24 protein-coding genes are annotated in these 23,298 nt (G+C 68.2%); 11 read left to right on the top strand and 13 right to left on the bottom strand.

All coding sequences use genetic code 11. The features are described 5' to 3' along the window. Positions 1 to 2 precede the first annotated feature (2 nt). The 7 genes from D1793_RS04200 to D1793_RS04170 form a co-directional block, all read right to left on the bottom strand. On the bottom strand, positions 3 to 920 hold the full coding sequence (locus D1793_RS04200) for a LysR substrate-binding domain-containing protein (RefSeq protein ID WP_119021028.1): 918 nt from the start codon (positions 918 to 920) through the stop codon (positions 3 to 5). Between the two features lie 64 nt (positions 921 to 984). Beyond that, positions 985 to 2,400 carry a cardiolipin synthase gene (gene cls / locus D1793_RS04195; RefSeq protein ID WP_119021027.1) on the bottom strand — a complete coding sequence of 472 codons (1,416 nt, stop codon included), beginning with the start codon at positions 2,398 to 2,400 and terminating at the stop codon, positions 985 to 987. Positions 2,401 to 2,492: 92 nt separating this feature from the next. Continuing rightward, the gene (locus D1793_RS04190; protein ID WP_119021026.1) at positions 2,493 to 3,998 is read right to left on the bottom strand and encodes a fumarate hydratase; all 1,506 of its coding nucleotides are present in this window, start codon (positions 3,996 to 3,998) and stop codon (positions 2,493 to 2,495) included. 173 nt (positions 3,999 to 4,171) lie between these two features. Further along, positions 4,172 to 4,996: an endonuclease VIII gene (nei, locus tag D1793_RS04185; protein WP_119021025.1), complete on the bottom strand. Its 825-nt coding sequence runs from the start codon at positions 4,994 to 4,996 to the stop codon at positions 4,172 to 4,174. 182 nt (positions 4,997 to 5,178) lie between these two features. After that, positions 5,179 to 7,200 (bottom strand): excinuclease ABC subunit UvrB, encoded by a 2,022-nt coding sequence (uvrB, locus tag D1793_RS04180; protein WP_119021024.1) that lies wholly within the window; start codon positions 7,198 to 7,200, stop codon positions 5,179 to 5,181. Between the two features lie 28 nt (positions 7,201 to 7,228). After that, positions 7,229 to 7,645: an OsmC family protein gene (locus D1793_RS04175; RefSeq protein WP_119021023.1), complete on the bottom strand. Its 417-nt coding sequence runs from the start codon at positions 7,643 to 7,645 to the stop codon at positions 7,229 to 7,231. Between the two features lie 14 nt (positions 7,646 to 7,659). Further along, on the bottom strand, positions 7,660 to 7,857 hold the full coding sequence (locus D1793_RS04170) for a hypothetical protein (RefSeq protein WP_110068667.1): 198 nt from the start codon (positions 7,855 to 7,857) through the stop codon (positions 7,660 to 7,662). Between the two features lie 170 nt (positions 7,858 to 8,027). Here D1793_RS04170 and D1793_RS04165 point away from each other — a divergent pair, with 170 nt between their 5' ends. Further along, positions 8,028 to 9,065: a folate-binding protein YgfZ gene (locus D1793_RS04165; protein ID WP_119021022.1), complete on the top strand. Its 1,038-nt coding sequence runs from the start codon at positions 8,028 to 8,030 to the stop codon at positions 9,063 to 9,065. On the opposite strand, the gene D1793_RS04160 is transcribed toward D1793_RS04165, so the two are convergent. Both D1793_RS04160 and D1793_RS04155 read right to left on the bottom strand, forming a co-directional pair. Then, a complete protein-coding gene (locus D1793_RS04160) occupies positions 9,066 to 9,824 on the bottom strand; it encodes a TatD family hydrolase (RefSeq protein WP_119021021.1) in 759 nt (252 codons plus the stop codon). 9 nt (positions 9,825 to 9,833) lie between these two features. Continuing rightward, positions 9,834 to 11,423, bottom strand: a complete 1,590-nt coding sequence (locus D1793_RS04155; protein ID WP_119021020.1) for a peptide chain release factor 3 — start codon at positions 11,421 to 11,423, stop codon at positions 9,834 to 9,836. A gap of 145 nt (positions 11,424 to 11,568) precedes the next feature. On the opposite strand from D1793_RS04155, the gene D1793_RS04150 reads away from it, so the two are divergent. Then, positions 11,569 to 12,843, top strand: a complete 1,275-nt coding sequence (locus D1793_RS04150; protein WP_119021019.1) for an ATP-binding protein — start codon at positions 11,569 to 11,571, stop codon at positions 12,841 to 12,843. A 27-nt stretch (positions 12,844 to 12,870) separates the two neighbouring features. Then, positions 12,871 to 13,416 (top strand): response regulator transcription factor, encoded by a 546-nt coding sequence (locus tag D1793_RS04145; RefSeq protein WP_119021018.1) that lies wholly within the window; start codon positions 12,871 to 12,873, stop codon positions 13,414 to 13,416. A gap of 107 nt (positions 13,417 to 13,523) precedes the next feature. Here the strand turns inward: D1793_RS04145 and D1793_RS04140 are convergent, their stop codons facing one another. Together D1793_RS04140 and hybE are read right to left on the bottom strand one after the other, a co-directional pair. Then, a complete protein-coding gene (locus D1793_RS04140; RefSeq protein ID WP_119021017.1) occupies positions 13,524 to 14,297 on the bottom strand; it encodes a 3-hydroxybutyrate dehydrogenase in 774 nt (257 codons plus the stop codon). 83 nt (positions 14,298 to 14,380) lie between these two features. Further along, positions 14,381 to 14,827, bottom strand: a complete 447-nt coding sequence (gene hybE / locus D1793_RS04135; protein WP_119021016.1) for a [NiFe]-hydrogenase assembly chaperone HybE — start codon at positions 14,825 to 14,827, stop codon at positions 14,381 to 14,383. A 104-nt stretch (positions 14,828 to 14,931) separates the two neighbouring features. Here hybE and D1793_RS04130 point away from each other — a divergent pair, with 104 nt between their 5' ends. The 3 genes from D1793_RS04130 (at position 14,932) to D1793_RS04120 (ending at position 17,038) form a co-directional block, all read left to right on the top strand. After that, positions 14,932 to 15,753: an inositol monophosphatase family protein gene (locus tag D1793_RS04130; protein WP_119021015.1), complete on the top strand. Its 822-nt coding sequence runs from the start codon at positions 14,932 to 14,934 to the stop codon at positions 15,751 to 15,753. 118 nt (positions 15,754 to 15,871) lie between these two features. Further along, complete coding sequence (locus tag D1793_RS04125; protein WP_119021014.1) at positions 15,872 to 16,147, top strand: GrxA family glutaredoxin; 276 nt, start codon at positions 15,872 to 15,874, stop codon at positions 16,145 to 16,147. A gap of 123 nt (positions 16,148 to 16,270) precedes the next feature. Further along, on the top strand, positions 16,271 to 17,038 hold the full coding sequence (locus tag D1793_RS04120; RefSeq protein ID WP_119021013.1) for a DUF1338 domain-containing protein: 768 nt from the start codon (positions 16,271 to 16,273) through the stop codon (positions 17,036 to 17,038). Between the two features lie 80 nt (positions 17,039 to 17,118). Here the strand turns inward: D1793_RS04120 and D1793_RS04115 are convergent, their stop codons facing one another. Then, positions 17,119 to 17,778 (bottom strand): CoA transferase subunit B, encoded by a 660-nt coding sequence (locus D1793_RS04115; protein WP_110068656.1) that lies wholly within the window; start codon positions 17,776 to 17,778, stop codon positions 17,119 to 17,121. 88 nt (positions 17,779 to 17,866) lie between these two features. Beyond that, positions 17,867 to 18,568: a CoA transferase subunit A gene (locus D1793_RS04110; protein ID WP_119021012.1), complete on the bottom strand. Its 702-nt coding sequence runs from the start codon at positions 18,566 to 18,568 to the stop codon at positions 17,867 to 17,869. 206 nt (positions 18,569 to 18,774) lie between these two features. Between D1793_RS04110 and D1793_RS04105 the strand changes: the two genes are divergently transcribed. The 5 genes from D1793_RS04105 to D1793_RS04085 all read left to right on the top strand — a co-directional run bounded on the left by D1793_RS04105 (position 18,775) and on the right by D1793_RS04085 (position 23,280). Next, on the top strand, positions 18,775 to 19,671 hold the full coding sequence (locus D1793_RS04105; protein WP_119021011.1) for a LysR family transcriptional regulator: 897 nt from the start codon (positions 18,775 to 18,777) through the stop codon (positions 19,669 to 19,671). 75 nt (positions 19,672 to 19,746) lie between these two features. Then, on the top strand, positions 19,747 to 20,613 hold the full coding sequence (locus D1793_RS04100) for an acyltransferase (protein WP_119021010.1): 867 nt from the start codon (positions 19,747 to 19,749) through the stop codon (positions 20,611 to 20,613). After that, entirely contained in the window at positions 20,565 to 21,500 is a 936-nt protein-coding gene (locus tag D1793_RS04095; RefSeq protein WP_119021009.1) for a LysM peptidoglycan-binding domain-containing protein, read from the top strand. The genes D1793_RS04100 and D1793_RS04095 overlap by 49 nt, the downstream gene beginning before the upstream one ends. A 108-nt stretch (positions 21,501 to 21,608) precedes the next feature. Next, entirely contained in the window at positions 21,609 to 22,766 is a 1,158-nt protein-coding gene (locus D1793_RS04090) for a glycosyltransferase family 1 protein (RefSeq protein WP_119021008.1), read from the top strand. Beyond that, positions 22,738 to 23,280: a phosphatase PAP2 family protein gene (locus tag D1793_RS04085; RefSeq protein ID WP_119021007.1), complete on the top strand. Its 543-nt coding sequence runs from the start codon at positions 22,738 to 22,740 to the stop codon at positions 23,278 to 23,280. The genes D1793_RS04090 and D1793_RS04085 overlap by 29 nt, the downstream gene beginning before the upstream one ends. Positions 23,281 to 23,298: the final 18 nt, after the last annotated feature.

The following is a 23,298-nucleotide window of genomic DNA, read 5'->3' as shown; positions in this document are numbered from 1 at the left end:
GCTCAGGCCTGGAGGAAGTCGCGGGGCAGCTTCTGCATCTGCCGCCACAGCCGCTCCACGCCGGGCTTGTGGACCAGCGAACAGCGATAGAGGCGGATCTCCAGGGGCACGTCCCACTCCTCGCCCCCGGCGCGCACCAGGCGTCCGCTCTTGAGCTCATCGCGGATGCAGAAATCGGGGATCCAGGCCATGCCGATGCCCTGCAGCACCATGCCCTTGAGCCCCTCTGCCATGGCGGTCTCGTAGACGGTGCGCAGGCGCAGACGCAGGGCGTCATTCTTGAGCAGCATACGCACGCTGCTACCCAGGAAGGCGCCCTGGGTATAGGCGAGATAGGGAATCGACTCGCTGCCCTCCAGCGGAAAGCGCGGCTTGCCCTCCTCGTCCGGCAGGCTCACCGGCAGCATCTTCACCTGGCCGATGGAGAAGGAGGGAAACACCTCCGAGTCGAGCTGCATGCTGGCGTAGGGGTCATAGTAGGCCAGCATCAGGTCGCACTTGCCCTCCCTCAGCACGTGGATCGCCTCCCCCACATTCATGGCCACCAGCCGGGTCGGCAGCTCGCCGACCCCCTGCTGAAGGCGGGAGATCCAGGGGGGAAAGAAGCTCAGCGCCAGGGAGTGGGCGGCGACGATATCCAGCGCCTCGTTGGCGATGGAGAGCCCACGCAGGTGGCCCAGGCTCTCGTTGAGCTGCTCCACCAGGTTGCGGGCGGTCACCAGGAACAGCTGCCCCTCGGGGGTGAGGTCCACGGGGGTGGTGGAGCGGTCCACCAGGGTGGCGCCCACCGCCTGCTCCAGGGCGCGAATGCGGCGGCTGAAGGCGGGCTGGGTGACGTGGCGCTGCCTCGCCGAGGCGGAAAAGCTGCGGGTATTGGCCAGAGCGACGAAGTCTTCCAGCCACTTGGTCTCGAGGTTCACCGTGACTCCCGGTCCGCGGATGGCAGGGTGGCCGACACAGCGGCCATCGTGAAACGATAATGTATCACTGGATGGGGGACAGCAGATAGGCGGCCCGTGAGACCAGCTTGCGCCACAGTGGCCGCGAGGTGATCTCCTCCAGGTCGATGCGCCGGCAATCTGCGAAGTCCTTTTCCAGCATCAGGCGCACCTTGGCAGCGAAGAGGCGATCCGGCAGGAAGGCGGTGATCTCGAAATTGAGCCGGAAGGAGCGGTTGTCGAGATTCACGGTGCCGATGCTGGCCGCCGAATCATCGATCAGCATCACCTTCTGGTGCAGGAAGCCGGGCTGGTAGCGATAGACCTTCACGCCGGCCCTGAGCATGTCGGGTAGGAAGGAGAAGGCCGAGAGAAACACCAGCAGGTGGTCGGGTCGCTCCGGGATCATGATGCGCACGTCGACGCCACGCATCGCGGCCAGGCGCAGCGCGTCCTGGACGCCCTGGTCGGGCACGAAGTAGGGGCTGGTCACCCAGAAGCGCTCCCGTGCGCTGTGGATGGCATGCTGCACCAGCAGCCCGGCGGTATCCAGGCGGTCCGCCGGCCCCGAGGGGACGATGACCACCTGATGGCACTCCTCGCAGGTGACCCGGGGGGTCCAGGAGAGCGTGATGACCTCGCCGGTGGCCCAGTGCCAGTCCTCCCAGAAGGCCTCCTGCAGGCCCAACGCACTCGGCCCGGTCAGCTTGAGGTGGGTGTCGCGCCAGGGGCCATGGCGCCCCTGCCCCAGATACTCCACGCCGACGTTGAAACCGCCAACCCAGCCCTCGTGGCCGTCCACCACCAGCACCTTGCGATGGTTACGGAAGTTGAGCTGGAAGCGATGGCGGAAGCCCCGCGACGAGCGGAAGGCGCTCACCTCCACCCCGCAGCTGGCGAGATCTCGCAGATAGCCCTCGTTGAGCTTGTGGCTGCCCACCTCGTCGTAGAGGAAGTAGACCCGCACCCCGCGCTCGGCCACGCGCTGCAGGCGATGCTTGAGCTCGATGCCCAGGGCGTCGTTGCGCACGATGAAGAACTGGATCAACACGTAGTCCCTGGCCCGCTCGATGCCGTCGAAGAGGCTGTCGAAGGTGGCCTCCCCGTCGACCAGCAGCTCGGCGCGGTTGCCGCTGGTCAGAGGCATCATCGCCAGCTTCTCCACGGCGCGCACATCGGGGTCCCGGGCATCGGCCACGAAGGGTTCGAGCTGCTCGCGGTAGCGGGAGAGCACGCGGCGCAACACGGTGTCGCGTTCGCCGCGAGCGGAGACATAGCCGTAGAAGCGCGGCCGGCCGAAGATCCAGTAGGCGGGAACCGCCACATAGGGCAGCGTGATGAGGGAGAGGATCCAGGCGATGGCGCCCTGGGAGGTGCGACTCGACAGCAGGGCCAGCAGCGCGGAGACGACCCCCAGCACGTGGAAAAGGAAGATGGCCAGGCCGAACAGCCAGGAGGTCATGATCTCTCCCTGAAAAAACAGTGTTCTACAGCATACCCAAACGGCAGCGGCCCCGCCAGATGGCGGGGCCGCTCGGTTGCCCTGGGCAGGAATCAGGCGCGCTCGGCAATGATCTCCTTCCACTTGGCCGGACCGGTCTGGTGCACCGAGGTGCCTTGGCTGTCCACGGCCACGGTCACCGGCATGTCCTCCACCTCGAACTCGTAGATGGCCTCCATGCCGAGGTCCTCGAAGCCCACCACGCGGGACTTCTTGATCGCTTGGGCCACCAGGTAGGCGGAGCCGCCCACGGCCATCAGGTAGACCGCCTTGTTGTCGCGGATCGCCTCGATGGCGGCCGGGCCGCGCTCGGCCTTGCCTACCATGCCCAGCAGGCCGGTCTCTTCCAGCATGGTACGGGTGAACTTGTCCATGCGGGTGGCGGTGGTGGGACCGGCCGGACCCACGACCTCGTCACCCACAGGATCCACCGGGCCGACGTAGTAGATGAAGCGTCCCTTCAGGTCCACCGGCAGCGGCTCGCCCTTGGCGATCATGTCCACCATGCGCTTGTGGGCGGCGTCGCGGCCGGTCAGCAGCTTGCCGTTGAGCAGCAAGGTGTCGCCGGGCTGCCAGGTCAGCACCTCCTCCGGCGTGACGCTGTCGAGGTTGACGCGCTTGACGTTGTCCCCCGCCTCGCGGGTGATTTCCGGCCAGTCCTCGAGCTTCGGCGCCGGCAGCGCGGCCGGGCCGGAGCCGTCCAGGGTGAAGTGGGCGTGGCGAGTGGCAGCGCAGTTGGGGATGATCGCCACCGGCTTGTTGGCCGCGTGGGTCGGGTAGTCCTTGACCTTGATGTCGAGTACCGTGGTCAAGCCGCCCAGGCCCTGGGCGCCGATGCCGCTCCGGTTGACCCTGTCGAAGAGCTCGAGGCGCAGTTCCTCGGCGCGATTGGAGGGCCCGCGGGCCTGCAGCTCCTGGATATCGATGGGATCCAGCAGCGCTTCCTTGGCGATCTCCATGGCCTTCTCGGCGGTGCCGCCGATGCCGATGCCCAGCATGCCGGGCGGGCACCAGCCGGCGCCCATCTTGGGCAGCTGCTCCATCACCCAGTCGACCACGCTGTCTGAGGGGTTGAGCATGGCGAACTTGGACTTGGCCTCGCTGCCGCCGCCCTTGGCCGCCACGTAGACCTCCACGGTGTCACCGGGCACGATCTTGTGGTGGATGATCGCCGGGGTGTTGTCGCCGGTATTCTTGCGGGCGCCGTCCGGGTCGGCCAGCACCGAGGCGCGCAGCACGTTGTCGGGCAGCGCGTAGGCGCGGCGAACGCCCTCGTTGACCATGTCGTCCAGGCTCATCTCGGCGTCCCAGCGCACGTTCATGCCCACGTGCAGGAAGACGGTCACGATGCCGGTGTCCTGGCAGATCGGACGGTGCCCCATGGCACACATGCGCGAGTTGATCAGGATCTGGGCGATGGCGTCCTTGGCGGCAGGGTTCTCCTCGCGCTCGTAGGCCTGGGCCATGGCGTCGATGAAGTCCTTGGGATGGTAGTAGGAGATGTACTGCAGCGCATCGGCGACGCTCTGGATCAGATCGTCCTGGCGGATCACGGTCATGAGCAAGGGGCTCCTTGGCGTTGTCGGCATGCCCGCTCGTCACCGGCGGCGCGGCCGGCGTGGCGGGCTCGAACGGCCGGCATTATACCCTACCGCGTCGGCTGTCGACATTGCGGCCACCAAAGGTAGCAGATGCTTCTTTTCCAATAAAGATAACGGTATATATCTGAGGCTCAAGGAAGTGCCTGGCAGCGCGGACAGGCATAGAGCCTGCGCGAGGCCACCGTCGCCCTCTCGATGGCCGTGCCGCAGCGGTGGCAGGCCAGCCCCTCGCGCTCGAAGACGGCAAAGCGCCAGCGCCGACGGGACGTCCCACCCCGACGCTCGGCCGCCGCCCAGTCAGGACGGTTGGTCACCCCCGCCTGGTCGTAGGCCTGCCGGGTGACCTCGAGAATCGTACGCGACAGCCGCTCGAGCGCCGCCTCGTCCAGGTCCATGGGCCGCGTTCTGTGGTGGAGGCCAGCGAAGAAGAGGATCTCGGAGCGCAGGTAGTTGCCGATGCCGGCGAACAACGACTGGTCCAGCAGCAGCCCGCCCAGGCGCCGGCGCTGGAAGCGCGGTTCCCGCAGCCGGGTCATCGCCTGCCCTGCCGTGACGCCATGGGTGAGCAGGTCCGGGCCGAGCCGGGCCAGGAAGGGGTGTTCGGCGAGACGCCCCTCCTCCCACAGCGAGACGTCCGAGGCGCTGTAGAGGCTGGCCGCCCTCCCCTCGGCCACCAGCCGCACCCGCAGTGAGCGGCCGGTATCCGGCTCGCGCTCGGCATCGTGGAGCTTCCAGACGCCGTAGAGCTGGTTGTGGGAGTAGAGTACCCGGCCATCGTCGAAACGGGTCAGCAGCGCCTTGCCCCAGCTGTCCACGGCGCTGACCCGCCGCCCCACCAGCGAATCCGCCCGGGGCGCCAGCTCGGGGAAGGCGAACCAGACGTATTCCAGTCGACGGCCAGCGAGCTGGGCATGCACCCGGTCGGCGGCGCGGCGAATCTCGGGCCCTTCAGGCATCCCTTTTCCTTACGAACTAAGCAACGAATCCTACGATCACACCCCCGGGGCTGATCCGCGTACCGGCCTGCGAGGAGGCGCTGTGAACCCATCCCTGGACACTACTTTTGCCATCCATGGCAAAAGACCTCCTCTTCGGCCTGCCCCCGGCGCCCCTCACATTGGCGAAGTCGCGAGGCTGCCTATCCAAGCGCCAGCTGGCGCTCCTTCAGCTGATGCAGCCGGTCGCGCAGCCGCGCCGCCTCCTCGAACTCCAGGTTCTGGGCCGCCTCGAACATGGCGTCCTCCACCCGGGTCAGCTCCTGGGCCAGCTCGGCCGGTGACAGCTCGGCGGGGTCGTAGATCGCCTCACGCTCCGCCACCTTGCGCTCGCCGCGGCGCCCCTTGCCCTTGCGGCCCGGGGCCTGAGCGGCCTCGAGGATATCGGCCACCGAGCGGGTCACGGTGGTCGGGGTGATGCCATGGGCCTCGTTGTGGGCGATCTGCTTGGCGCGGCGGCGCTCGGTCTCCTCCATGGCGCGGCGCATGGAGTCGGTCACCCGGTCGCCGTAGAGGATGGCCTTACCGTGGGCGTTGCGGGCCGCGCGGCCGATGGTCTGGATCAGCGAGCGCTCATTGCGCAGGAAGCCCTCCTTATCGGCATCGAGGATCGCCACCAGCGAGACCTCGGGAATGTCGAGCCCCTCGCGCAGCAGGTTGATCCCCACCAGCACGTCGAACTTGCCCAGGCGCAGGTCGCGGATGATCTCCACCCGCTCCACGGTATCGATGTCAGAGTGCAGGTAGCGCACCCGCACGTCGTGCTCGCCGAGATACTCGGTGAGATCCTCGGCCATGCGCTTGGTCAGCGTCGTCACCAGCACCCGCTCGCCCACCGCGCTGCGCAGGCGGATCTCCGAGAGCAGGTCATCCACCTGGGTGCCGGCCGGGCGCACCTCGAGCTCCGGGTCGAGCAGCCCGGTGGGCCGCACCACCTGCTCCACCACCTGGCCGGCATGCTCGGCCTCATAGGGGCCAGGCGTCGCCGAGACGAAGATCGTCTGGGGGCAGATCGCCTCCCACTCCTCGAACTTCATCGGGCGGTTGTCCAGCGCCGAGGGGAGCCGGAAGCCGTACTCCACCAGGGTCTCCTTGCGCGAGCGGTCGCCCTTGTACATGCCGCCCACCTGGGGAACGCTGACATGGCTCTCGTCGATGAAGAGCAGCGCATCCGCCGGCAGATAGTCGAAGAAGGTGGGCGGCGGTTCGCCCGGGTTACGCCCGGAGAGGTAGCGGGAGTAGTTCTCGATGCCGTTGCAGTAGCCCAGCTCCAGCATCATCTCGATGTCGTAGAGGGTGCGCTGCTCCAGGCGCTGAGCCTCTACCAGCTTGTCATGCTTGCGCAGCCAGTCGAGGCGCTCCTTGAGCTCCGCCTTGATCGCGTCGATGGCGCCGAGGATGGTCTCCCGGGGCGTCACGTAGTGGGACTTGGGGTAGATCGTCATGCGGGGCACCTTGCCCCTGACCTCTCCGGTGAGCGGGTCGAAGAGGCTGATGGTATCGATCTCGTCGTCGAACAGCTCGACGCGTACCGCCTCGTCCTCGGCGTCTGCCGGGAAGATGTCGATGACGTCGCCGCGCACCCGGTAGGTGCCGCGCTTGAAGTCCATGTCGTTGCGGGTGTACTGCAGCTCCGCCAGGCGGCGCAGGAAGGAGCGCTGGTCGATCAGTTCGCCGCGGGTGAAGTGCAACCGCATCTTCAGGTACTGCTCGGGGTCACCCAGCCCGTAGATGGCCGACACCGAGACCACGATCAGCGCATCGCGCCGCTCCAGCAGGGCCTTGGTGGCGGAGAGGCGCATCTGCTCGATGTGGTCGTTGATGGAGGCATCCTTCTCGATGAAGGTGTCCGACGACGGCACATAGGCCTCGGGCTGGTAGTAGTCGTAGTAGGAGACGAAGTACTCGATGGCGTTGTCGGGGAAGAACGCCTTGAACTCGCCGTAGAGCTGCGCCGCCAGGGTCTTGTTCGGCGCCATGACGATGGTCGGGCGCTGAAGGCGCTCGACCACGTTGGCCATGGTGAAGGTCTTGCCCGACCCCGTCACCCCGAGCAGGGTCTGGTGGGCGAGCCCCGCCTCCAGCCCCTTGACCAGGCTGTCGATGGCCGTGGGCTGGTCGCCGGCGGGCTGGAACTTCGAGGCGAGGCGAAAGGGCTTGCTCATGGCGTTTCCGCGTGTGGGGTCCGGAAGGTCAGGCCTCGACGGTGGTCCGCGTGGAAACCTCCACGGTGGAGCTGGTCATCAGGCGATGAATGGGGCACTTGTGGCTGATCTCCTCGAGGCGCAGGCGCTGCTCGGTGTCCTCGATGCCGTGAAAGGTCATCTCCACGTCGAGCCGGTAGGTGCCATGGCGCTCCTCGCTGTCATCGCGATGCACCTTCACGCTCACCCCCTCCAGGGGCCACTTCTTGCGCTTGGCATACATCATCGAGGTGATCGCCTTGCAGGCCCCCAGCGACAGGTCAAAGTAGTCGTGGGGGTCCGGGGCGCTGCCCTCGCCGCCATAGGCCACCGGCACATCGACGAAGAGGTCCTCAAAGCCATCCAGTTCGACTCGCTGGCGGAAGATATGGTTGCGTACGCTTACGACTTCAATGGTCTTCTTCATGGGGAACCTCCTGTTCACTTGACCTGGATGGGGAGCTTGAGGGCCTCGATGGCCTTGATCAGCGCCTCGCGCCGGGCGCGCCCCTCGACCTCGGCACCGTGACGCCCCACTTCGGCACTGTCGACGCCGTCGAGCATCATCAGGGCGGTGGTGATACGGTTGATCTGATCGGCGTTCTCGACGCCCGTGAAGCTCAGCGATTGGTGCGCCATGGGACGGCTCTCCGAGAGGGTGGCAAAAGAGGGGCCGGGCATGCCGCGAGCGCCCAGCGAAAGATTGCGGCGAGTCTAGCATGGCGCCGAGACGACCACAGCGGTTGCAATGTCGCATGGCTACCCGCATAAGAGGAGCCAGCCACCCAGCAGACGACAAGGAGCTCCCCATGCACGACTGGATCACCGCCTGTGGCGGACGGCAGGACGCCGAGGACCGAATCGCCTTCGACACCCCGGCGCCGGCCCGCCAGGCCCTGGATGGCACCGTGGTGACACCGCTGGTGCATCTGGGCGTACTCGACGTGATCGGCCCAGACGCCGAGCGTTTCCTGCAGGGCCAGGCCAGCGCCCAGGTGGGCCTGGCCAACGGCGATTTCGCCCCCCTCACCGTGTTCTGCACCCCCAAGGGGCGCATGCTGGCCAATGCCCAGCTGCTGCGCGTCGCCGAGGGCCACTACCGGCTGCTGATGCAGCGCGGCCTGGTGCAATCCCTGGCGGAGCACCTGGGCAAATTCGCCGCCTTCTACAAGGCCGAGCTCCGGGTGCGCGACGACCTGGCGCTGATTGGCCTGATCGGTCAGGACGCCCCGGCCCTGGCCGAGGTGAGGCTGGATCTGGTGCCGCCCCCGGTATGGCACCAGGCGGGGGATGCCGAGACTCTGCTGCTGACCCACCCTGGCCCGCGCCCGCGCCAGCTGATCTGCCTGGCCACCGGCCAGGCCGAGGCGCTCTGGTCGCGCCTCGCCGAGCAGGCCACTCCGGTGGGCAATGCCATCTGGTGCCTGCACGACATCCAGGCCGGCCTGGCCTGGCTGACGCCCGCCCATCGCGATGCCCTGCTGCCGCAGATGATCAACTGGGAGGCGCTCGGCGGCATCAGCTTCAAGAAGGGCTGCTACACGGGACAGGAGGTGGTGGCCCGGGCCCACTTCCGCGGCCAGGTCAAGCGCCGCCTGGTGCGCGCCCAACTGGAAGGCGGTGAGCTGCCCGCCCTGGCAAGCCCGGTGGAGAGTGCCGATGGCAAGGCGGTGGGCGAGGTGGTGGCCGCCGAACTTGACGCCTATGACCAGGCGGAGATCCTGGCGGTGCTGAGTACCAAGGAGGACCTGGGGCCGCTCCGCGTGGCCGGCCAGGCCGTCAAGCAGCTGAAGCTGCCCTACCCCATCGAACGCCTGGACCCGGAGAGCCTGGCGCTCGCCCACTAGTCACAGCCGGAAGAGCCGCCTGGCGGTGGCGGTGCTGGCCGCCGCCACCGCCTCGAACGATGCCTCGCGCAGCTCGGCCACGACCCGGCACACCTCGGCGACCCGCGCCGGTTCGTTTCGCTCCCCCTGTCGACCGGCCAGCGGCATGTCGGGGCTGTCGGTCTCCAGCACATAGCCATCGTCGGGCAGGCTCGCCACAGCGCGCCTCAAGCGCTTGGCCCGCGCATGGGTGACCGCGCCGCCCAGGCCCACCACGAACCCCAGATCGAGAAACGCCTTTGCCTGCTCCGGCGAGCCAGCGAAGGCATGGATCAGCCCGCCGGCCGGCAGCGCCAGCTCACGCAGCCGCCTGGCGACCCGGTCGTTGGCCCTCACGCAGTGGATCACCACCGGCAGACGACGCGCTTTGGCCATCCTGAGCTGGGCATCGAAGAGCCGCCACTGGGCGTCGAGGGTCTCGGCAAAGCGGGCGTCGACGCCACACTCGCCAATGGCGACAAGGTCGCCATGCACGTCCAGCCCTGCCTCAAGAGCGGCCAGGTCCTCCTCCCGATGTTCCTCCAGGAAATAGGGATGCAGCCCCAGGCAGACGCTGACGTCGGCCCGCGCCCCCAGCGCCAGAACGTCAGGCCAGCGGGCGCGCGTCGTGCCTGGCACCACGAAATGGGCGACGCCCACCGCCCTGGCCCGCTCGAGCACCGCCTCGCGGTCGGCGTCGAAATCGGGGAAATCCAGATGACAGTGGGCGTCGATCAGCATGGCGGGGCGTCAGTGCTCCCGGGTGGGCTGGAAGCGGATCTCCGGCCAGCGCTCCTGGGTCATCTGCAGGTTGACCCGGGTCGGCGCGATATAGGTCAGGTAGCCGCCACCGTCGATGGCCAGGTTGGCGCTCGCCTTGCGCTTGAACTCCTCGAGCTTCTTGGCATCGTCGCTGTAGATCCAGCGCGCAGTGTTGACGTTCACCCCCTCGTAGATCGCCTCCACCTTGTACTCCTCCTTGAGGCGATGGGCGACCACGTCGAACTGCAGGGTTCCTACGGCACCGAGGATCAGGTCGTTGTTGTCCAGCGGCATGAAGACCTGGGTGGCCCCCTCCTCGGAGAGCTGCTGGAGCCCCTTCTGCAGGGCCTTCATCTTGAGCGGGTCCTTCAGGCGCACCCGCTTGAAGAGCTCCGGAGCGAAGTGCGGGATGCCGGTGAAGCGCATCTCCTCGCCCACCGTGAAGGTATCGCCGATCTGGATGGTGCCGTGGTTGTGCAGGCCGATGATGTCGCCGGGCCAGGCCTCCTCCACCTGGGAGCGGTCCGAGGCCATGAAGGTCAGGGCGTCGGCGATCTTGACGTCCTTGCCGATGCGCACGTGGCGCATCTTCATGTTCTTCTCGTACTTGCCCGAGCAGACCCGCAGGAAGGCGATGCGGTCGCGGTGGTTGGGGTCCATGTTGGCCTGGATCTTGAACACGAAGCCGGTGAAGCGCGGGTCGTCGGCCTCCACGGTGCGGGTGTCGGTCTCCCGTGACTGCGGAGGCGGCGCATACTCCACGAAGCCGTCCATCATCTCGCGCACGCCGAAGTTGCCCATGGCGGTCCCGAAGTAGACCGGCGTCAGCTCACCGCGGCGGTAGGCCTCGAGGTCGAAGGCGTGCGACGCCCCGCGCACCAGCTCCACCTCCATGCGCAGCTCCTCCGCCTGGTCCTCGCCGAGCACGGCGTCCACCTCGGGGTTGTCGAGACCCTCGATACGCTTGTCATCGGGGATGCGACTGCCCTGCCCCTGGGTGTAGAGGTGGATCACGTCGTTGTAGAGGTGGTAGACCCCCTTGAAGTGGCGCCCCATGCCGATGGGCCAGGTCATGGGCGCGCACTGGATGTTGAGCACCGTCTCCACCTCGTCCATCACCTCGATGGGGTCGCGGATGTCGCGGTCCATCTTGTTGACGAAGGTGAGGATCGGCGTGGTACGCAGGCGGCACACCTCCATCAGCTTGATGGTGCGGTCCTCGACGCCCTTGGCGCCGTCGATCACCATCAGCGCCGAGTCCACCGCGGTCAGGGTGCGGTAGGTGTCCTCGGAGAAGTCCTCGTGGCCGGGTGTATCAAGCAGGTTGACGATGCGCCCGCCGTAGGGGAACTGCATCACCGAGGTGGTCACCGAGATGCCGCGCTCCTGCTCCATCTTCATCCAGTCGGAGGTGGCATGGCGGTCGGCGCGCTTGCTCTTGACGGAGCCGGCCATCTGGATGGCGTTTCCGAACAGCAGCATCTTCTCGGTGATGGTGGTCTTGCCCGCATCCGGGTGCGAGATGATGGCGAAGGTCCTGCGCAGCCCGACTTCGCGGGCCAGTGTGGCATCTGACATCGATGGGGTTCGTCGTCGAGGCACCGTCGAGCGGTGCGTGAATAGGGGCCGGTTCGGCAGTGGCCGCATTCTACGCCGGTCGGCCTGCGAAATGTAGGGCGGCCCGGCAGCGGGTATGATGGAAAGCCGTCAGCGAGGAGCCGCCATGACCACCACCCAGCCACTGCCTCTCTCCACCCCCAGTCGCAACCTGGTGCGCCTGACCATCGTGCGCGGGATCACCTGGACCGGCTTCCTGGTCGGGGTGATCGTCGGCGTCGAGCTGCTCGGCTTCGAGCTCCGGGTCAAGGCGGTGATCGGGGTGATACTGGCGATGGCGCTGATCAACCTGGCCACCTGGTGGCGCCTGGGCCGTCACCGCGCCGTTACCCACGGCGAGTATCTGACCCACCTGCTGGCCGATGTCGCGGGTCTCACCCTGCTGTTCTACTTCACCGGGGGCTCCAGCAACCCCTTCATCACCTACTACCTGGTGCCGGTGACCATCGCCGCCGCCACCCTGCCCTGGCGTTTCGCCTGGATCATCGCCACCACCGCCCTGCTGGCCTACTCGCTGCTGATGGTGCAGTACCACCCCGTGCCCCAGCTGGCCCACGGCAGCCATGCCGACCACGGCATCAGCCTTCATGTGCTGGGGATGTGGCTCAACTTTGCCCTGTCGGCGGGGCTGGTGACCTTCTTCATCTACAAGATGGCCCATGCGCTGCGCAGCCGGGAGCAGGCGCTGTCGCGCACCCGGGAAGCCGCGCTGCGCAACGAGCAGGTGCTGGCCGTCGCCACCCAGGCAGCGGGCACCGCCCACGAGCTGGGGACCCCGCTCTCCACCATGGCGGTCCTGCTCACGGAGATGCGCGATGAGGCCCGCGACAACCCCGGACTGATCAAGGACATCGAGCTGCTGCGCCAGCAGGTGGACACCTGCAAGTCGCGGCTGCGCCAACTGGTGGAGAACGCCGACCGGCGGCGCATGGGGGAGCCCCAGGTGCGCGACGCCGAGATGTGGCTGGCCGGCGTGGTGCAGCGCTGGCTGGTGCTGCGCCCCGATGTCAGCCACCGCATGGCGGTGGCGGAGCGTAGGGGGCGCCCCTGGATCTCGGTGGACACCACCCTGGAGCAGGCGCTGACCAACCTGCTCGACAACGCGGCCGATGCCAACCCGGACGACATCCTGATCAGCCTCGACTGGAACGCCCAGGAGGTGGTGATCGACATCCGCGACCATGGCCCCGGCGTGGCGCTCGCCATCGCCGACCAGCTGGGCGAGACCTTCATCTCCACCAAGAGCAAGGGGCTGGGGATCGGGCTGTTCCTGACCCACGCCACCATCAACCGTCTTGGCGGCGGCGTGAGCCTGTACAATCATCCCGAAGGAGGCACCCTGACCGAAGTGGTGCTGCCGCGCAGCGAACCGGCCAGCTGAGCCATGACCCGAAGAGACGAGGACGCCATGCAAGAGCCAACCACAGCCGAACGGCTGCTGATCATCGACGATGACGAGATGTTCTGCCACGTGCTGGATCGTGCCATGCGCCGCCGCGGCTTCGAGGTCGTGGTGGCCCACGACGCTGAGCAGGCACTAGCCATGGCGCATCAGCAGCGCCCGGCGCTGGCCACCCTCGACCTGAAGCTCGAGCACGACTCGGGGCTGAAGCTGCTGCCGGAGCTGCTCGAGGTGGTGCCCGAGTGCCGCGTCGTGGTGCTGACCGGCTACTCCAGCATCGCCACCGCCGTCGAGGCGATCAAGCTGGGGGCGGTGAACTATCTCTGCAAGCCGGCGGATGCCGACGAGGTGCTGGCGGCCTTCGGCCGAGAGAGCGGCGACCCGGAGACGGAAGTGGCCGAACAGCCGCCTTCCATCAACCGCCTGGCGTGGGAGCATATCCAGAAGGTGCTGCAGGAGCACGATGGCAACATTTCAGCCACCGCCCGCGCCCTGGGGATGCACCGGCGCACCCTGCAGCGCAAGCTGCAGAAGCGGCCGGTGAGGCGATAACGCGGCAAGCGGCCGGGCGGCCCGGAAGCGATGCCGACCCCCCAGACGCAACCCCCGAGGCCATGGCCTCGGGGGTTGCGCGCAGCTCGGCGCCTGTGGCTGGGCGCTTACTGCGCCGTCCAGCCCAGGTCGATGTTCCAGCTCGAGCCGGTGACCGCACCGGCGACATCCGAGGCCAGGTAGGCAACCAGCTCGGCCACCTCGGCGGGCTCGATCAGGCGCTTCACGGCGGCGTTCTTGAGCATGATCTGCTCGATCACCTGCTGCTCCTCCATACCGTGGAGCTTCGCCTGGTCGGCGATCTGGTTGTCCACCAGCGGGGTCTTCACATAGGCCGGGCAGATGGCGTTGGCGGTGATGCCCTGGGCCCCGCCCTCCAGCGCCGCGGTCTTGGTCAGGCCGATCATGCCGTGCTTGGCGCTGATGTAGGCGGACTTGCCGGGCGAGGCCACCTGGGCATGCACCGAGGCGATGTTGATCACCCTCCCCCAGCCGTTCTCACGCATGGAGGGCCAGACGGCCTGGGTCAGCAGGAAGGGGGCCGTCAGCATCAGGTCGATGATCTGACGCCACTTCTCCTCCGGGAACGCCTCGATGGGAGCGACATGCTGGATCCCGGCATTGTTGACCAGGATGTCCACCCGCCCGAAGCGGCGGATGGCCTCCGCCACCGCCGCCTTGCAGGCCTCGCCATCGGTCAGGTCGGCCTGGAAGAAGACGGCGCCGGCCTGCTCAGCGACCTCGGCACCCGCCGGGTTGAAGTCCACGGCCAGCACCTGGTGGCCCTGCGCGCAGAAGTGGCGCACCACGGCTTCACCGATGCCGCTCGAGGTGCCGGTCACCAGGGCAACGCGGGGAGTAATGGGGGCGGTTCCTGACATCAGCAGCTCCTTGTCTTTTCGTTATCATGCCCAGCGCGCGGGGCTGGAAAAATGAAGCGCCCCCAGCATAAGGCCGCCCGCTCTCAGGCGCTACCATCGCCGGGCGGGCCATCGGTCATCACCCGCTCCATCAGCTGCTGGGCCAGCCGGCTCGCGGCCGGTCGGCTGACCAGGTCGGAGAGATCGTCGAGCAGCACCAGGCGTCGACACCAGGCCGATGCTCCCAGGGCAACGGTCTCCAGCGGGTACTCCCCCGAGGGCAACGCCAGCCAGTGACGGCTGCCCACCTCGGGCATCGCGACGCTGTCGGCCGCGGGCACCATCACCAGCCACAGCGACACCGGGGTGACCAGGGCCCCCACCAGCTGCTCGCCGAGCTCGGGGTCGGTGTGGCGCTGGAAACAGAGGGCATCGGCGGCCAGGCGGGGGTTGAAGGCCGGCGACGCCTTGGCGTCGCGCAGGTGCGCATGGGTCCAGGCCTCGGCCAGCTGGCGCAGGCGGGCATACTGCTCGGCGGTCAGGGCATGCATGGTGGGCTCCTCGGCAAGTGGGCGGCAGTATAGCGTCGCCCTCCCCGCGGTTCAGCCTGGCCTGCTATGCTGGAAGGCCGTTTCCCCACCCCATGGAGCCCGTCATGACCGATGCCGAACGCCTTGCCCTGGCCGTCGAGATCGCCCGGGAGGCCGGCCAGATGATCCGCGAGGCGCGGGAACAGCGGACCTTCGGCCACCGCTACAAGCAGGGGCACGAGCTGGTCACCGATGTGGATATCGCCGTCGACACCCATATCACCGCGCGCCTCGAGGCGAGCTTTCCCGGCGAAGCGCGGCTCAGCGAGGAGCTCGCCCCGGATCGCGAGGTGCTTGGCAGCCCGGCGCCGCTGTGGGTGGTGGACCCCATCGACGGCACCGTCAACTTCGCCCATGGCCTCCACCACGTGGCGGTCTCCATCGCCTGGGCCGTGGCGGGCCGCGTGCGCCTCGGGGTGGTCCACGCACCCTTCCTCGGTGAGACCTTCACGGCACTCGACGGTCAGGGTGCCCGCTGCAACGGGCAGCCCATCCAGGCAAGCCGCACCGGCAGCCTCGAGCGCTGTCTGGTGGGCACCGGCTTCCCCTACCGCCGCGACAGCCGCCCGCCGCTGATGCGCCGCCTGACCGCAGTCCTCGAGCGCTGCCAGGACGTGCGCCGCAACGGCTCCGCCGCGCTGGACCTCTGCGACGTCGCCTGCGGCCGGCTCGATGCCTACTACGAGAGCGTCTCGCCCTGGGACTTCGCCGCGGGCTGGCTGATCGCCCGGGAGGCCGGCGCACGCACCGGGCACCTCTACCCCCGCCCCGAAGGTTTTCCCGAGGATCTCTACGGCGAGAACCTGCTGGTGGCGAGCCCCGGCATCCATCGTGAGCTGGGCGAGCTGCTGCGCCACGCCGACAGCGGCGAGCGCATCCCGCGCTGAAGCACACCGCATCCCCATAGGGCCCGCCAATGGCGCCTCTTGATGTCGACTATTGGCGTACCCGATGCCGATCCGTCACAATCGGCACCATTCGACTACATCCCCACCAGGAGTCTGCATGTTCGTCGTCATCTTCGGCCGCCCCGGCTGCCCCTTCTGCGTTTTCGCCAACGAGCTGGCCACCCGGCTGCAGGGCGCCGGCGCCATCGAGGGCTTCCGCTACGTGGACATCCAGGCGGAGGGCATCACCAAGGCCGATCTGGAGAAGACCATCGGCAAGCCGGTGCATACCGTGCCGCAGATCTTCATCGACGAGACCCCGATCGGCGGCTACACCGAGTTCGAGCAGTATGTGCGCGAGCATCGCCTGCTGGAGGCGGCCCGCAGCGTGTGAGCCAGCACCCTTCCCTGCAGCGCGCCTCCGGCCACCCGAAAGCGTCATCGCGGCGTTGAAAGCCCCCGGGCGGCACCCGCCTATACTTCCCGCCAGCATCAGACGACAAGGGAAGCCAGCGAGATGCAGAGGGAAGAGTTCGTCCAGCAGCTGTGGCTGGACTACGTTCATCAACACCCGGAAGTGGGCGCCCTGCGGCTCTGGCCGATGGACGCCCCCGCGGAATATCTCGCGCTGCTGACGCTCAACCATGGGCCCTGGAGCATGGATGCCCTGATGCCAAGCCTGGCGCATCTGGGCTATCGCCCCAGGCATCGCCACGCCATGGCCGACCGCGGGCTGCTGGTGACCCTGCTCTCCCCGCCGGACGATGGCCCCTGGCTGGTGCTGGCCGAACTGCAGCTGGGTACCCTCTCCCGGGAGCCGCGCCAGCGGCTCGAATCCCTGATGACCCAGGCCCCGGTGGCCGACCAGCGCGGTCAGAACCTGCTGTGCCGCGGCCGCCCCTGGCCGATGCCGGACTGGGACACCTACCAAAGGCTTCGCGAGGCCCACCCCCTGGCCGGCCTGCTGGCCGTCAACGGTCCACGTCTCCACCATGCTGGCTTCGACTGCCAACGGCTGGGGGATTCCCTCGAGTATTTCGACGCGCGGCTCGGGGAGAGCGGCTTCAGCGGCAGCAGCGACCGCCACCACGGCATCTTCCCGGTCTCCGGGCTGCTCGACTACCGCTTCTACCCGGCCTGCTCCCAGCGCCTGCCCTTCGCCGAGGGCGACGAGCACCGCATCGAGAGCGGCGGGCTCGCCCTGGTGCAGAAGTCGGTCAGCGCCAACCAGGAGCGAGCCGTGGAGCTGCTGCTGCCCCATCACACCCGCTGCGAGATCGCCTGAACACCAGCCGTTTCACGGCCCCCAACGACACTGGCCCGGTCGCATCGCGACCGGGCCAGTGAGTCTCACGTGTGACCTTATCAGTCGAAGGTCATCTCCGGCACGTGATCCGGAACGATCAGCTTGCCGGCGGTCTTCTCGACGATCTCCTCCACGGAGACGCCTGGAGCGCGCTCCTTGAGGTGGAAGGCGCCGTCCTTGATCTCCAGATAGGCCAGGTCGGTCAGCACCCGGTTGATGCAGCCCGCGCCGGTCAGCGGCAGGCTGCACTTCTCGAGCAGCTTGGACTCGCCGTGCTTGGAGGCGTGGGTCATGGTGCAGATGATGTTCTCGGCACCGGCCACCAGGTCCATGGCACCGCCCATGCCCTTGATCAGCTTGCCCGGGACCATCCAGGAGGCGATGTTGCCCTCCTGGTCCACCTCGAAGGCGCCAAGCACGGTCAGGTCCACGTGGCCGCCGCGGATCATGGCGAAAGACTCCGCGGAGTCGAAGATCGCCGCGCCAGGGCGGGCGGTGACCGTCTGCTTGCCGGCGTTGATCATGTCCGCATCGACCTCCTCCTCGGTGGGGAAGCGCCCCATGCCGAGCAGGCCGTTCTCGGACTGCAGCATCACATCGATGCCGTCCGGCACGTAGTTGGCCACCAGGGTCGGGATGCCGATGCCCAGGTTGACGTAGAAGCCGTCCTCGAGTTCGCGCGCCACGCGCATTGCCATCTGTTCGCGAGTAAGTGCCATCTTGTTGCCTCGTTGTTCGATGTAACAGCTTCGGGGGAGAAGCTCAGGAAGCGCCGGCCAGGCCGGCGGTCAGCGCATCGCGGCGGCCTCAGGCCTCGCGGACGGTGCGCTTCTCGATGCGCTTCTCGAAGCTGCCCTGGATGATGCGATCGACATAGATGCCCGGGGTGTGAATCTGGTCCGGCTTGAGCTCGCCCGGCTCGACGATCTCCTCCACTTCCACCACGGTGATCTTGCCGCAGGTGGCGGCCAGCGGATTGAAGTTCTGGGCGGTGTCGCGGTAGACCACGTTGCCGTAGCGATCGGCCTTCCAGCCCTTGACGATGGCGAAGTCGGCGTGGAACGCCTCCTCGAGGATATAGTGACGACCGTTGAACTCGCGCACCTCCTTGCCCTCCCCGATCGGGGTGCCGTAGCCGGTGGCGGTGTAGAAGGCGGGGATGCCCGCGCCCCCGGCCCGCATCTTCTCGGCCAGGGTGCCCTGGGGCGTCAGGATCACCTCGATCTCATCGTTGAGCATCTGCTGCTCGAACATCGCGTTCTCGCCCACGTAGGAGGCGTAGATGCGGCTGATCTGCTTGTCCTCCAGCAGGATGCCGAGGCCGAAGCCGTCGACGCCGCAGTTGTTGGAGATCACGGTGAGGTCCTTGACGCCCAGGCGCTTGATCTGGGCGATCAGGTTCTCGGGGATACCGCAGAGACCGAAGCCGCCGGCAACGACGGTCATGCCGCTCTCGATGCCTGCCATCGCCTCTTCGTAGGAGTTAACGCGCTTGTCGAATCCGGCCATAGTGAGTGGCGCCTCGTGTTGTTGTGAATGAGCCTGGCCAGGGGGACGCTGTGGTGTCGGCGCCCTGGAGGCGGCTCGGGAGTGAAAGATAGCGGGTCCTAGGGGACACGATGGCCCCAGTGTTGTACCTGGTGATATATTTGTTAAGTTTGTTTTTCTTATTGATTGATCAATCCGGCTTATAAATTTGACCTTGGTAGCATGCCATGACCGTCAAGCAGCTTCGCGCCTTCCTCGCCGTGGCCCAGTCCCTGAGCTTCACCCAGGCCTGCGAGCGGCTGCATCTCTCCCAGCCGGCGCTGAGCCTGGCCATCAAGGGGCTCGAGGAGAGCCTGGGGGGGCGACTGCTGATCCGCACTACCCGCAGCGTGCGCCTCACCCCGGAAGGTGAGTCCTTCGTGCCGCTGGCCAAGCGGCTGCTGGCGGAGTGGGACAACACCGAGGAGCTGATGCGCCAGCGCTTCACCCTGCAGCTGGGTCGCCTGGCGGTGGCCACCATGCCGTCGTTCGCCAGCAACCTGCTGCCGCCGGCGCTGATGGCCTTCCGCAGTCGCCATCCGCGCATCAACGTCACGGTCCACGACGTGATCAACGAGCAGGTCATCGACATGGTGCGCGACCGCCAGGTGGAACTGGGCATCGCCTTCGAGCCCGAGGCGGTAGGCAGCCTGGCCTTCACCCCGCTGTTCGTCGACCGCTTCGTGGCCGTGGTGCCGCCCCGCTCGCTGCTGGCCCATCACCAGAGGCTCAGCTGGGAGACCCTGCTGACCCACGACTTCATCGCCCTGCAGCGCCCCTCAATGGTCCGCCGGCTACTCGAGCAGCAGCTCGGCGAACGCGGCATCCGCCTGCCGTCCGCCTTCGAGAGCCACCAGCTGGCCACCGTGGGGCGCATGGTGGCCAGCGGCCTGGGCGTCAGCGCGGTACCCTCGCTGTGCGCCCGGCAGATGGAGGAGCTCGGTGCCCGCTGCCTGCCGCTGGACGACCCGGCCATCGAGCACGCCGTCGGCATGCTGACCCACGGCGAGCTCTCCGCCGCCGCGCTCGCGCTTCGCCAGGTGCTGGTGGAGACCCTCGGCCGAGCCGAGCCGGTGGCCGAGTGAGGACGCTGGGCAGCCGGCCGACGATCCTTTAGCATTGCCGCATCCTTGCCCCTCCCACTGCCCACGGAGAGACGCATGCCGACCCTCAAGGGTCTCGTCAGCCTTGTGCTGCTCACCCTCAACACCCTGTTCTGGGGCGTTCCGCTGATCTTGCTCACCCTGCTCAAGCTGGTGACGCCCGGCCGCGCCCTGCGCCGCCGGGTGCTGCAGGGGCTCAACGCCGTGGCCCTCAACTGGATCGGCGTCAACCTGTGGTGGATGCGCCACTGGCTCAAGCCACGCTTCGAGATCGAGGTCCCCGAAGGGCTGCGTCGCGATCAATGGTGGCTGGTGATCTCCAACCACCGCAGCTGGACCGACATCTTCGTGCTGTTCTTCGCCCTGCACCGCCGCATCCCCATGCCGCGCTTCTTCCTGAAGCGCCAGCTGATCTGGATCCCCATCGTGGGGCTGGCCTGGTGGGCCCTGGAGTATCCCTTCATGCGCCGCATGAGCGCCGAGCAGCGGGCCCGCCACCCCCACCTGGCGCGCCGCGACCAGGAGGCCACCGAGCGGATGTGCCACCGCGCCCGAGAGGCGCCCATCGCCATCTTCAACTTCCTCGAGGGCACCCGCTTCACGCCGGCCAAGCGCGAGGCCCAGGGCGCCCCCTTCCGCCATCTGCTGAGCCCCAGGGCCGGCGGCATCGCCCAGGTGATCAACCTGCTCGGCGACCGGCTGAAAGGGATCCTCGACGTGACCCTGAGCTATGACAACCCCGACCCCACCTTCTGGGGCTTCCTGTGCGGGCAGGAGCAGCGCGTGGTACTGAAGGCACGCGTCCTCCCGGTACCAGCCTGGATGCTCGAGGGGGACTATCAGGACGACCCCGACCTCAAGGAGCGCTTCCACTCATGGCTCAACGCCCTGTGGCAGGAAAAGGACGACTCGCTCTCGCGCTGACCCTGGCGGCGCTGCTGATGGCTGGCTGCGCTTCGCGCCCCGATGCCCCCAGCAGCACCCGCACCACCGCCACCGCCGAAAGCGGCGGCTGGGTGGAAGTGCAGCGTGGCGATACCCTGGGTGAGATCGCGCGCCGCGGCCAGGTCCCCCTGGAGCGGCTGCAGCGCTTCAACCCCGACGTGGACCCGCGGCGCCTCGCCGTGGGCCAGCGCCTGCTGATGCCCACCCAGCAGGAGCGTGCCCCCTCCGGCGGCCCCTATCGCTACCAGGTCCGGCCCGGCGATACCTACTCGAGCATCGCGCGCCGCTTCGGCACCCGTGCGTCGCGCATCCAGGCCGCCAACCCCGGGGTCCAGCCCACCGCCCTGAGGGTCGGCCAGCTCATCCAGGTCCCCCTCGCCGGCGGCGCCTCGGCCGGTGCCTCTCGCCCGGCGCAAGCCGGCTCGAGCGGGACGGGGGGCGCCGCCGCCCCGGCGCGAGCCAGCCTCCCCGACCCCGGCAACCTGCCGAGTTCGGCCCGCAACTGGCCCTGGCCCCTGGAGGACTACCGCATCGTGCGTGCCTTCGGTGCCGACAGCCGCGGGACCCTGCAGCCGATGCTGCTGGCCACCGGCCGCGGCGCCCGGGCCCGCGCAGTAGCCGATGGCGAGGTGCGCTTCGCCGACAGCATGCGCCAGCTGGGGCAGGTGGTCATCGTCCACCACGCCGACAACCTGCAGAGCGTCTACGCCCTGTGCGAGACCACCCTGGTCGCCAACGGCGCCCGGGTCAGCCGCGGCGACCCGCTCTGCGAGGTCGGCTACAGCAGCACCAGCGAGCGCCATGACCTGCTGTTCGACCTGCGCCACGGCGGCAAGCCGATCGATCCGCGCCGCGTACTGCGCTGAACCGCGTCATGCAACCGTCACCCCGGCGTCGCCGGGGTGTCATCGCGCAGGCCCATCCTCGACGGGTGACGGGGCCCATGACGGGCCCGCCACGCCGCGGGGATGCACATGCGTATCTGTCTGGTCAGCGAAACCTGGGCGCCGGAGATCAACGGCGTCGCCCATACCCTGGGTCACCTGAGCCGGGAAGCCATCGCACGCGGCCATCGCCTGCAGCTGGTACGCCCGACGCCGGCCATACCTGCGCCACGCAGCGAGGGCATGGAGGCCGAGCTTCGGGTGCGCAGCGTCTCGCTGCCGGGCTACCGGGAGGTCCGCCTGGGGCTGCCCGCCGCCCGCTGCCTCACCCAGTTCTGGCGCAAGCAGCGCCCCGACGTGGTCTACCTCGCCACTCAGGGCCCGCTGGGCTGGTCGGCGCAGGGTGTCGCGCGGCGCCTCGCCATCCCAAGCGTCGCCGGCTGGCACACCAACTTCGACCACTACTGCCATGACTATGGCGTTCCCTGGCTGAGCGGCCCGGTGCGCCGCCGCCTGCGCACCTTCCACAACCGCAGCCAGGCCACCCTGGTGCCGACCCGCAGTCAGGCCGAGGCGCTCACGGCCAATGGCTTCCGGGAGGTGCGGGTCATGGCACGCGGCATCGACGGGGAGCGCTTCTCCCCGGCCCACCGCGACCCCGCCCTGCGCGCCCGCTGGGGGGCCGGCGAACACACCCCGGTCATCCTCCACGTGGGACGCCTGGCCCCGGAGAAGAACCTGGCGCTGCTGCGGGAGAGCTGCGTGGCCATCGGCGAGGCCCGCCCCGATGCGCGCATCGTCATCGTCGGCGACGGCCCGGGACGCAAGGCCCTGGCGGCCTCGCTGCCCCATGCCCACTTCACCGGCTTCATCCCCGCCGACGACCTGGCGCGCCACTATGCCAGCGCCGACCTCTTCCTGTTCCCCTCGCTCTCGGAGACCTGGGGCAACGTGCTGCTCGAGGCGATGGCCAGCGGCCTGGCCACGGTGGCCTTTCGGCATGCCGCCGGCGCCGAGCTGATCGACCACGACCTCAACGGCTTGGCGCCGGCGGTGGATGACGTCGCCGGCTTCCGGGAGGCCGCCGTTACCCTCTGCCAGCAGCCGGCCCGACGGGCCCGCCTGGGGCGAAATGCCCGTGAGCGGGCGCTGGCCTACGCCTGGCCGGCGATCGCCGACGCCTTCCTCGCTGTTCTCGACCACGCCCGGGAGACTCCCCATGGACACTCGCGCCCCCGCCCTGCTTGACCGCCTCGACCTGCTGGAGTGGCGACTCTGCCAGCGCATCGGCCGCCTCAACCTCTATCGCCCCTGGCTTTGGCTGCTCCGCCTGGCCAGCCGTCTCGGGGACTGGCCCGCCTGGGTGGCCCTGGTGCTCGCCCAGCCGCTGCTGCAGGAGAGCGGCGGCTGGCGGCACCTGGTGCAGTACACCCTGACGGCGCTGGTCGCCATCGCCGTCTACCGCCTGGTGAAGACGCGCCTGTGCCGGGAGCGTCCCTTCATCACCTTCGTGGGCAACGTGCGCTCCCATGAGCCGGCCCGGGACCGCTACAGCTTTCCCAGCGGCCACACCATGCATGCGGTGATGTTCCTGGTGCTGACCGCGAACCATCTGCCCTGGCTGGCGCCCTGGCTGGTCCCGCTGGTGCTGCTGATCGCCCTCTCCCGGGTCGGCCTCGGCCTGCACTACCTGAGCGATGTGGTGGCCGGTGCCCTGCTTGGGCTGCTATTCGCCGGCGCGAGCCTGGCCCTGGTCGGCTGACGCTCGTCGCATCCCCGG

It is taken from the genome of Halomonas sp. JS92-SW72, assembly GCF_003547075.1.
In the GTDB taxonomy this organism is placed as follows: domain Bacteria; phylum Pseudomonadota; class Gammaproteobacteria; order Pseudomonadales; family Halomonadaceae; genus Halomonas; species Halomonas alkalicola.
This window is presented reverse-complemented; position numbering and strand designations above follow the sequence as displayed.

Bases quoted from the DNA above. Each gene is read 5' to 3' on its own strand.
- cls (WP_119021027.1), bottom strand. From the start codon at position 2,400: ATGACCTCCTGGCTGTTCGGCCTGGCCATCTTCCTTTTCCACGTGCTG.
- D1793_RS04105 (WP_119021011.1), top strand. From the start codon at position 18,775: ATGACCGTCAAGCAGCTTCGCGCCTTCCTCGCCGTGGCCCAGTCCCTG.
- nei (WP_119021025.1), bottom strand. From the start codon at position 4,996: ATGCCTGAAGGGCCCGAGATTCGCCGCGCCGCCGACCGGGTGCATGCC.
- D1793_RS04165 (WP_119021022.1), top strand. From the start codon at position 8,028: ATGCACGACTGGATCACCGCCTGTGGCGGACGGCAGGACGCCGAGGAC.
- D1793_RS04120 (WP_119021013.1), top strand. From the start codon at position 16,271: ATGCAGAGGGAAGAGTTCGTCCAGCAGCTGTGGCTGGACTACGTTCAT.
- D1793_RS04170 (WP_110068667.1), bottom strand. From the start codon at position 7,857: ATGGCGCACCAATCGCTGAGCTTCACGGGCGTCGAGAACGCCGATCAG.
- hybE (WP_119021016.1), bottom strand. From the start codon at position 14,827: ATGCATGCCCTGACCGCCGAGCAGTATGCCCGCCTGCGCCAGCTGGCC.
- D1793_RS04150 (WP_119021019.1), top strand. From the start codon at position 11,569: ATGACCACCACCCAGCCACTGCCTCTCTCCACCCCCAGTCGCAACCTG.
- D1793_RS04175 (WP_119021023.1), bottom strand. From the start codon at position 7,645: ATGAAGAAGACCATTGAAGTCGTAAGCGTACGCAACCATATCTTCCGC.
- D1793_RS04160 (WP_119021021.1), bottom strand. From the start codon at position 9,824: ATGCTGATCGACGCCCACTGTCATCTGGATTTCCCCGATTTCGACGCC.
- D1793_RS04100 (WP_119021010.1), top strand. From the start codon at position 19,747: ATGCCGACCCTCAAGGGTCTCGTCAGCCTTGTGCTGCTCACCCTCAAC.
- D1793_RS04090 (WP_119021008.1), top strand. From the start codon at position 21,609: ATGCGTATCTGTCTGGTCAGCGAAACCTGGGCGCCGGAGATCAACGGC.
- D1793_RS04155 (WP_119021020.1), bottom strand. From the start codon at position 11,423: ATGTCAGATGCCACACTGGCCCGCGAAGTCGGGCTGCGCAGGACCTTC.
- D1793_RS04125 (WP_119021014.1), top strand. From the start codon at position 15,872: ATGTTCGTCGTCATCTTCGGCCGCCCCGGCTGCCCCTTCTGCGTTTTC.
- D1793_RS04140 (WP_119021017.1), bottom strand. From the start codon at position 14,297: ATGTCAGGAACCGCCCCCATTACTCCCCGCGTTGCCCTGGTGACCGGC.
- D1793_RS04110 (WP_119021012.1), bottom strand. From the start codon at position 18,568: ATGGCCGGATTCGACAAGCGCGTTAACTCCTACGAAGAGGCGATGGCA.
- D1793_RS04115 (WP_110068656.1), bottom strand. From the start codon at position 17,778: ATGGCACTTACTCGCGAACAGATGGCAATGCGCGTGGCGCGCGAACTC.
- uvrB (WP_119021024.1), bottom strand. From the start codon at position 7,200: ATGAGCAAGCCCTTTCGCCTCGCCTCGAAGTTCCAGCCCGCCGGCGAC.
- D1793_RS04095 (WP_119021009.1), top strand. From the start codon at position 20,565: ATGGCTCAACGCCCTGTGGCAGGAAAAGGACGACTCGCTCTCGCGCTG.
- D1793_RS04085 (WP_119021007.1), top strand. From the start codon at position 22,738: ATGGACACTCGCGCCCCCGCCCTGCTTGACCGCCTCGACCTGCTGGAG.
- D1793_RS04190 (WP_119021026.1), bottom strand. From the start codon at position 3,998: ATGACCGTGATCCGCCAGGACGATCTGATCCAGAGCGTCGCCGATGCG.
- D1793_RS04130 (WP_119021015.1), top strand. From the start codon at position 14,932: ATGACCGATGCCGAACGCCTTGCCCTGGCCGTCGAGATCGCCCGGGAG.
- D1793_RS04145 (WP_119021018.1), top strand. From the start codon at position 12,871: ATGCAAGAGCCAACCACAGCCGAACGGCTGCTGATCATCGACGATGAC.